The sequence below is a fragment of the Kitasatospora sp. NPDC001527 genome (assembly GCF_040298605.1).
In the GTDB taxonomy this organism is placed as follows: Bacteria; Actinomycetota; Actinomycetes; order Streptomycetales; family Streptomycetaceae; genus Kitasatospora.
Window position 1 is genome coordinate 20,850 of sequence record NZ_JBEPAM010000074.1, and the last position, 7,214, is coordinate 28,063.

A 7,214-nucleotide genomic window follows, 5' to 3' on the forward strand; every position below is an offset into this window, starting at 1 on the left:
CAGGCGGCCGCCGGACGGACGGGAACCCACGCCCGACACCCGTGGACCGACCGCGTGAACCGGACCGGACGGCCCACCCACGGCCCCGGGCGACGACGCCGCGCGCCGCGGGTCAGCGGGGCGGGCCAACCGACGGGAGGCGGTCGGACGCCGGCGGATGATCAACATACCGGGTGACCGGCGAGGCGCCCCGCCACGGTGTCCGGGCCGGAGCCGGTGACGGCGGATCACGGCGGCGGCGCCACGCCGCCCCTGACGGCCGGGCACCTCACGTGCTCGATGCCGCCCTCGCCTCCCGCGGGTTCCGGCGGGCCGATTCGCCGCAGGGGTCGGAAGGGTAGGGATGCCTCCGACCGTCGTCGTCGTACCGGGGAGGGACATGGTGCGCAGGGGTTCGTCTTCGACCGCCCAGAAGGGGCATCCGTTCGGCCGGCGGCCGGCCGGCGGGCTGGCCGACGTCCTGTGGGAGTGGTCGAAGTCCGGCACCCGGACCGCGGCGCGCAACCGGCTGCTGCGGCGGCTGCCCGGCGTCGGTCCGGCGGCCGCGTACCGGTTCGGCCTGGTCGAGCGGCCGCACTACGCCTACGGCGTACGGCGGGCCACCGAGTCGGCGGCGCGGCTGGGGCACCGGGGCGTCACGGTGGTGGAGTTCGGGGTGGCCGGCGGCAACGGGCTGCTGGCGCTCGCCGAGCACGCCCGGTACTACGCCGCCGCCACCGGGGTGGCGGTGCGGGTCGTCGGGTTCGACAGCGGGGCGGGGCTGCCCGCCGCCGAGGACCCCCGGGACCTGCCCTACCTGTTCGCCCCCGGCTACTACACGATGGACCACGACCGGCTGCGCGCCCGGATGGGACCGGCCGAGCTGGTGATCGGCGACCTGGCCCGGACGCTGCCCGAGTACCTGGACGCGCGCGCCGGGGTGCTGCGCGACCATCCGGTCGGTTTCGTCGCCCTCGACCTGGACTACTACTCCTCGACGGCGACGGCCCTCGACCTGTTCCGGGGGGCCGCGCACGCGCACCTGCTGCCGCGGGTCACCTGCTACCTCGACGACCTGCCGGGCACGATCGAGCGGATCGGGGAGGCGGCCGCCGTCGCCGACTTCAACGCCGCCCACCACGACCGCGCGATCGGACGGGTGCTGGGCCTGCGCGCGTTCACGCCCTTCGACCCGCCGTGGGCCGATCAGATCTACGTCCACCACCGGCTGGACCACCCGGACTACGGACGGCTGGAGACCGGCGCCACCGGCGACCAGCTCCCGCTGGAGCCCGCCCCGCGGGGCCGCCGGCGGCGCCGGGGCGGAACGGGGTGACGGATTCCACTTTTCCACCGAAGAGCGGGACCGGATGCTCCTCGTGCGATATGACTGGCAGCGCCACGGCCCGGCCGTGTGCGGACCGGTTGATCGCGAAAGGGATGCTGTGGGGACAATGGCTGCAAGGGCGTCAATAACGGCCCTGGCGGGACTGATCGTGGCCTCGGTGCTTCCCGCCCAGGCGGGCGCCGCCACCCCGCCCTCGGTCTGGGTCGCCAGCGGCGCGGACCACGTCTTCTCCTCCTCGCCCGCCCCTCAGCGGCCGACCGGCGGGGTGACCCACCCTGACCCTCCCGTTCGCGCCGGCCACGGCGCGCTACGTGAAGATCACCGGCACCCGGCTGAGCACCGACCAGTTCGGTGACCACTACCTGCAGCTCGGCGAGGTCGCGGTCTCCTGACGCACCCGTCCCCCGGCGGCCGTTCCCCGGCGCCGGGGGACGGCCGCCGCTACAGGCGCTCCTCGATCCCGACGGCGGACCCCAGGTCCTCCTGGGCCTGCCCGCCCTCGCCCTCCCGCTGTTCGAGCATGGCGCGGGCGATCGCGTCGAGCTTGCGCTGGATGGCGTGCTCGGCGCGCCGCTCGGCGTTCTTCAGCATCGCCAGGAGCAGCAGGGTCACGGCCGTCATGGCGTCGCCGGCGAGGATCTGCCACTCCGTGGAGAGCCCTGCCGCGTGCACGGCCACGAACAGGGCGACCAGCACCAGGCAGAACACCGCGAACGCGGGCGAGCTGGTGAGGTTCGACGCCAGTTCCGCGAACTGCTCGAACCGGCCGCGTCTTCCGTCCTCCCGCCGCCGGGCGGGGTGCTGGAACGTCATGTCGCTCACCCTTCCGTGACCGCGCGTGTACCCGGTCGGAGTGTCCGCACACCCGTCCGTCCGGGTCCCCGGTGCTGCCCGGTGGCGGCGGCCCCCGTAGGCTGCCGCCTATGACCGGTGATCGAATGACTGTCCAGACCGCCCTGGAGACCCTGCTGGCCGGCAACCGTCGATTCACGGCGGGCGCCCCCGAGCACCCCAACCAGGACGCGGCGCGGCGGACCGCCACCGCCCCGGCCCAGAGTCCGTTCGCGGTCCTGTTCGGCTGCTCCGACTCCCGGCTGGCCGCCGAGATCATCTTCGACCAGGGTCTCGGCGATCTGTTCGTGGTCCGCACCGCCGGTCACGTGGTCGGCTCGGAGGTGCTCGGCAGCATCGAGTACGGCGTCAGCGTGCTCGGCAGCCCGCTGGTCGTCGTCCTCGGGCACGACTCCTGCGGCGCCGTCGCCGCGACCCGCGAGGCCGTCCAGGAGGGCACCACGGCCACCGGTTACGTGCGGGACGTGATCGAGCGCGTGACCCCGAGCGTGCTGGCCGCCCGGGCGGCCGGGCGCACGGAGGACTCCGACTTCATCGACATCCACATCGAGCACACCGTCGACCTCCTCCTGGAGCGCTCGCGCACCCTCGCCCAGGCCGTCGAGGCCGGTACGGCCGCGGTGATCGGGATCTCCTACCGGCTGGCCGACGGCACCGCCCACCTGGTGACGGCCCACGGCCTGGACGTGCCGGCCGGCTCCGCCTCCTGAGGCCGGCGCCCCCGGTCGGCCTGTGGGTCAGGGCCGGGGGGCGGGCTCGCCCTGGACGCGGCCCTGGAGGGCCCGGGAGAGTTCCGCGACGCAGGCCGCCAGCTGCGCGGTGGTGAGCTGTCCGGGGTCGCCGCCGCATCCGCCGGCCGGTCCGGGCGAGGGCTGGGCGGTCGGGGCCGGGGACGGCGGTGGGGGCGAGGACGGGGCCGGGGACGGGGACGGGGACGGCTGGGCGCCCGGTGGGGTGATGCTGCCGTTCAGCGACACCAGGTTGGGCGTCACCGTGGCGTCGCCCGACAGGTCGATGTAGTCCTGGGTCTGCCCGTTGAAGTCCACGAAGCCGCGCCACATGTCCCGCCCGTACGGGATGATCTCCTGCAGCGCGCCGCCCTGACCTGCGCTGATGGCGATCGCGGTCTGCTGCGCCATGTACGACACCATCCGGCTGGCCAGCACGTCCAGGTTCACCGACGGGGCGTCGTCGCCGCGCACGTAGACGTGCAGGTCGTTGAGGCCGCCGCCGGCGCGGTCGGCCCGGACGACCGCGAACGCCACCACCAGCTGCGAGGAGCTCTCCCTCGGCACCAGCGGCGTGACGAAGTACAGGTGGCCGTCCGCCCTGGAGCGCAGCAGGAACTCGCCCGGGTTGGTGGCGTTGGTCGCCGCCGAGGTGTGCGCGTAGCCGAAGCCCCGGTCGTCCTTGGCACCGCGGCCGCCGAGCCACTGCACCTCGTGGATCTGCGAGCGGACCACCGAGGTCGGGTACACCGCCCCCGGCAGTTCGCCCGGGGCCACCGTCTCCCGGTAGGTCACGTCCGGGCGGCCGTCCGGGGAGCCGCGCAGCACCAGCACACCGGCCGGCTCCAGCACCGTGCGCTGGCGGTAGCCGATCTGCCGTGACACCGCGATCACCACCACCGGCCGGGCGGTGCGGGGGTCGGCGCCGTCGCAGTAGCCCTGGATGTCGTTGTCGCCGTAGACGAGCGCCGGGAAGCGCTCGGCCAGCAGGTTGCGCAGGCTGACGGCTCCCGAGCCGGCGAAGGCCCGGCCGAAGGCGTGGTCGCCGCGGAAGACGCAGGTGGCCACGGAGTTCGAGCGGCCGTCCCACACCGCGACGCCCTCCATCGGCTGCTCGCCGGAGCCGTCCAGGACCGCCGTCCACACCCCGCCGCCCGGCGAGTCGTCGGGCAGGTAGTGCAGGCTGCGGCCCAGCAGGTGGGTCCCGGAGGTCAGACCGGCGCTGTCGGTGAGCGCCTTGGTCGCCGCCGCGTAGGAGGCGGTGCGGGCCTCGAAGTCGAAGTCCGGCATCGGCGCGGTCTTCACGCAGGCCGGCACGTCCGCCGTGCCCACCAGGTCGCAGCGCCCGCCGTCGCCCGGGCGGGTGTGCTCGGTGACCGGCAGCACCGAACGCGGGGTGCCCGCGCCGCCGGCCGGGACGTCGAGCACGGTGGCCGCCGCGTAGAAGCGGCCCTCGTCCTTGTCGTCGTCCCAGAGCCCGGTGCCCGCGCGCACCAGTGAGCCGGCCACCGCCAGCACCGCCACCGCGAGGGCCAGCCGCACCCGCCACCCGCCGAGCCCCGCCCCGGAGCCGTCCGCGACGTGGACGGTCGCCCCGACCGTGCCGCACAGGCCCACCGCGACCCAGAACCAGAACAGCGGCGCCGCGTCCAGCACGCCGCCGTGCGGGAAGAACTGCTGCCGGATCAGCAGGACGTAGCTCTGGTCCTGCTGTCCGAAGCCGCCGAACACGGCGTGCTTGACCAGCCACACCAGCACCGCGAGCAGCGGCATCCACAGCCACCAGACGGCCAGGGCCAGCGCCCCGCGCCGCACCGCGCCCCGCCGGACTCCCTGCTCCGTCACCGTGTCCCCCACTCCGCGCCCCGCCGCCGGCTCCCCCGGGCCCGGGCCTCGGTCCCGTCCTTCCCGCCCGGCCCGATCGGCAAGCGCCCGGGAGGGCGGGGATCAGCGGGCTTCCAGGTCCGGTTCGGGGGCGCCGGACCTCCCGGGCCCGAGGGGTGTGCCGCCGGCGCCAGGTCGGCGGCGGTGGCGGTGTTCCGCGGGTCGGCCGGGCGCCGGGCGGGTCAGAGGTCGGGCGTGGTCGGGGACCAGCGCTTGCCGTCGTGGAAGTAGGCCGCCGCGTCGCGGATGCCCACGGTACGGAAGGGGCGGCCGTGGTCGTCGACGCGGAGCCGGCCCTGGCGGTCGCCACTGGTCCAGACCAGGTCGAGGTACCAGCTGACGTCCTGCGCGGCGGTGGCGGCGTCGACGTTGATGACCTGCGGGTCGGTCGCGGAGACGCGGAACGGGAAGGTCGAGAGGACGGGCTTGCCCGTGCTCTCCTGGGCCGGCACCGCGGTGGCGCGGGGCGCGGGCGCGTCGAGGTCCACCGCGAAGGCGGCCGGGGTGAGGCCGCCGCCGCAGCCGGAGCCGGGCGTGTAGGCGTTCCCCTTGGGCGCCGGGCGGGTGCTGACGACCTGGATGTAGGCGGCGTGCAGGACGACCGGCGTGGCGTCGGCGCCCTGGGCGGTCAGTTGCAGCCGGAGGTGCCCGCCGGGAACGCCCTGCTGGGCGGCCGCCCAGCTGTCGACGTCCGCCGAGGTGTCCGGCGGCGCGGCCACCTGGGCCGGGGAGCGGGTGGAGAGGAACCACTGCCCGCAGGGGCTGCCCCAGTTGTCGGTCAACACGTTGACGTGGAAGGGCGCGGAGGTGTCGTCGGCCGGTGCCGGCACGGAGGCGGCGGGCGGCGGCGTCGGCGACGGCGTCGACGGGGCACTCGACGAGGCGGCGCCCGACGGGACGGCACTCGGGGGCGCGCTCGCGGTGGGAGACGCGGTCGCGGCGGAGCCGGAGGTGGTCGCGGCCGGGAGGGCGGCCGGTCCGCGGCGGCCGTGCAGCACGAACGCCGACGCGGCGGCGATCAGGCCGATCACGACCACGGCGCCGAGCAGCGCCCTGAGCCGGCGCCGGGCCGCCTCCCCCGGCGCTCGCGGTGCCGGCGCCGTCGCCACCACCGGCACGGGAACGGGATCCGGAGCCGGCGCGGGTTCCGGCCGGGGCCTGGGCGTCGCCGTGCCCGCCTCCCGGCGCCGTGCCGCGTCCGCCAGGAGCCAGCAGCGGTGCAGGGCGACGAGTTCGTCGCCGTTCGCCCCGCACACCCGGGCGAACCGCTCGACCGGCGCGTACTCGGTGGGGACCGCCGCGCCGTGGCAGTAGCGGTGCAGCGTGGAGGTGCTGACGTGCAGCCGGGTCGCGAGCACACCGTAGCTGTGGCCCGAACGCTCCTTCAGCCCCCGCAGCATTCCGGCGAACTCGTCGCTCTCCACGCCCACTCGTGACCCCCCGCACCGCCCCTCGGCCCGGCATCCCGCCGAACCCGCAGGTCAGGCTACGGGAACCGCTCCGGGATCCCCAATCAACGGCACTTTCGGGCAGACCTTCCGCCGTCCGGGCCCGGGGTTCTTGACGAAACTTGCCAACCCCGCGCATCACACGCACCGGTCATTGACCGGAGCATGACGCCATGTGAGGGTTCGAGCACCCGAGCGCGGACGGCCCGCACGGCCGTCCCCGAAACACGGCCCTGCGGTGTGCCATCAGCCCTGCCTTCCGCGGTCGAGGACCCCCACCTGCTAGGAGCCTCGATGAAACGCAGTGTTACCGCGGGCCGGTTGCTGACCGCCGCGACCACCCTGACCCTGCTGGCCGGCACGATAGCCGCCACCGCGGTCCCGGCCGTCGCCGCGCCCGCGCCCTCCCCCGCGCCGCCCAGCGCCCTGGCCGCCGCCGTGAGCGCCGCCGACCGGGCGGCCGCGGCAGGCCTGGACGCCCTGGCCAAGGGCCCCGACGAGACCTACGAGCGCCAGTCCGTCACCCCGTGGGTGGGCGGCCTCTACTCGGTCGCCTACGAGCGCACCTACAAGGGCCTGCCCGTGGTCGGCGGCGACGCGGTCGTCCTCGCCGACGCCCAGGGCCAGGTGCGCGGATCGCAGTCCGCCGCCGCCGCCCGCATCGGGAGTGCCACCAGCGCCCGGATCAGCGCCCAGAAGGCCGAGAAGACCGCGCGCACCAAGCTCGCCGTCGTCGACTCCGTCGAGTCGCGCCGACTCGTCGTGCGCGTCAAGGACGGCGACAGCGGCCGCCTCGCCTGGGAGACCGTCCTCAGCGGGAGCAACGGCGGCGCCCCCAGCCGTCTGCACGTCTTCGTCGACGCCACCACCGGCGAGGTCATCGACAGCTACGACGACGTGCGGGCCGGCACGCTGAACAGCAAGTGGAACGGCCCCTCCCCCACCATCAGCACCACCGGCTCCGGCAGCTCCTAC

At 75.4% G+C, this 7,214-nt stretch carries 6 protein-coding genes; 3 read left to right on the top strand and 3 right to left on the bottom strand.

The genetic code is table 11. The features are described from left to right. Positions 1-379 precede the first annotated feature (379 nt). A complete protein-coding gene (locus ABT238_RS36335; protein WP_350805665.1) occupies positions 380-1,315 on the top strand; it encodes a hypothetical protein in 936 nt (311 codons plus the stop codon). Between the two features lie 453 nt (positions 1,316-1,768). Here the strand turns inward: ABT238_RS36335 and ABT238_RS36340 are convergent, their stop codons facing one another. After that, positions 1,769-2,140, bottom strand: coding sequence for a low affinity iron permease family protein (locus ABT238_RS36340; RefSeq protein WP_350572242.1), 372 nt, complete (start codon positions 2,138-2,140; stop codon positions 1,769-1,771). A gap of 125 nt (positions 2,141-2,265) precedes the next feature. On the opposite strand from ABT238_RS36340, the gene ABT238_RS36345 reads away from it, so the two are divergent. Beyond that, the gene (locus ABT238_RS36345) at positions 2,266-2,889 is read left to right on the top strand and encodes a carbonic anhydrase (protein ID WP_350572243.1); all 624 of its coding nucleotides are present in this window, start codon (positions 2,266-2,268) and stop codon (positions 2,887-2,889) included. Positions 2,890-2,916: 27 nt separating this feature from the next. Here ABT238_RS36345 and ABT238_RS36350 read toward each other — a convergent pair whose 3' ends face one another. Together ABT238_RS36350 and ABT238_RS36355 are read right to left on the bottom strand one after the other, a co-directional pair. Continuing rightward, positions 2,917-4,752, bottom strand: coding sequence for a hypothetical protein (locus ABT238_RS36350; protein ID WP_350805670.1), 1,836 nt, complete (start codon positions 4,750-4,752; stop codon positions 2,917-2,919). A gap of 221 nt (positions 4,753-4,973) precedes the next feature. After that, on the bottom strand, positions 4,974-6,215 hold the full coding sequence (locus ABT238_RS36355; protein WP_350805674.1) for a helix-turn-helix domain-containing protein: 1,242 nt from the start codon (positions 6,213-6,215) through the stop codon (positions 4,974-4,976). Between the two features lie 318 nt (positions 6,216-6,533). Here ABT238_RS36355 and ABT238_RS36360 point away from each other — a divergent pair. Further along, the coding region (locus ABT238_RS36360) for a PepSY domain-containing protein (protein ID WP_350805680.1) at positions 6,534-7,214 on the top strand (681 nt) is incomplete at its 3' end.

Excerpts from the sequence above, each read along its gene's own strand:
- ABT238_RS36335 (WP_350805665.1), top strand. The coding sequence starts at position 380 with ATGGTGCGCAGGGGTTCGTCTTCGACCGCCCAGAAGGGGCATCCGTTC.
- ABT238_RS36340 (WP_350572242.1), bottom strand. The coding sequence starts at position 2,140 with ATGACGTTCCAGCACCCCGCCCGGCGGCGGGAGGACGGAAGACGCGGC.
- ABT238_RS36345 (WP_350572243.1), top strand. The coding sequence starts at position 2,266 with ATGACTGTCCAGACCGCCCTGGAGACCCTGCTGGCCGGCAACCGTCGA.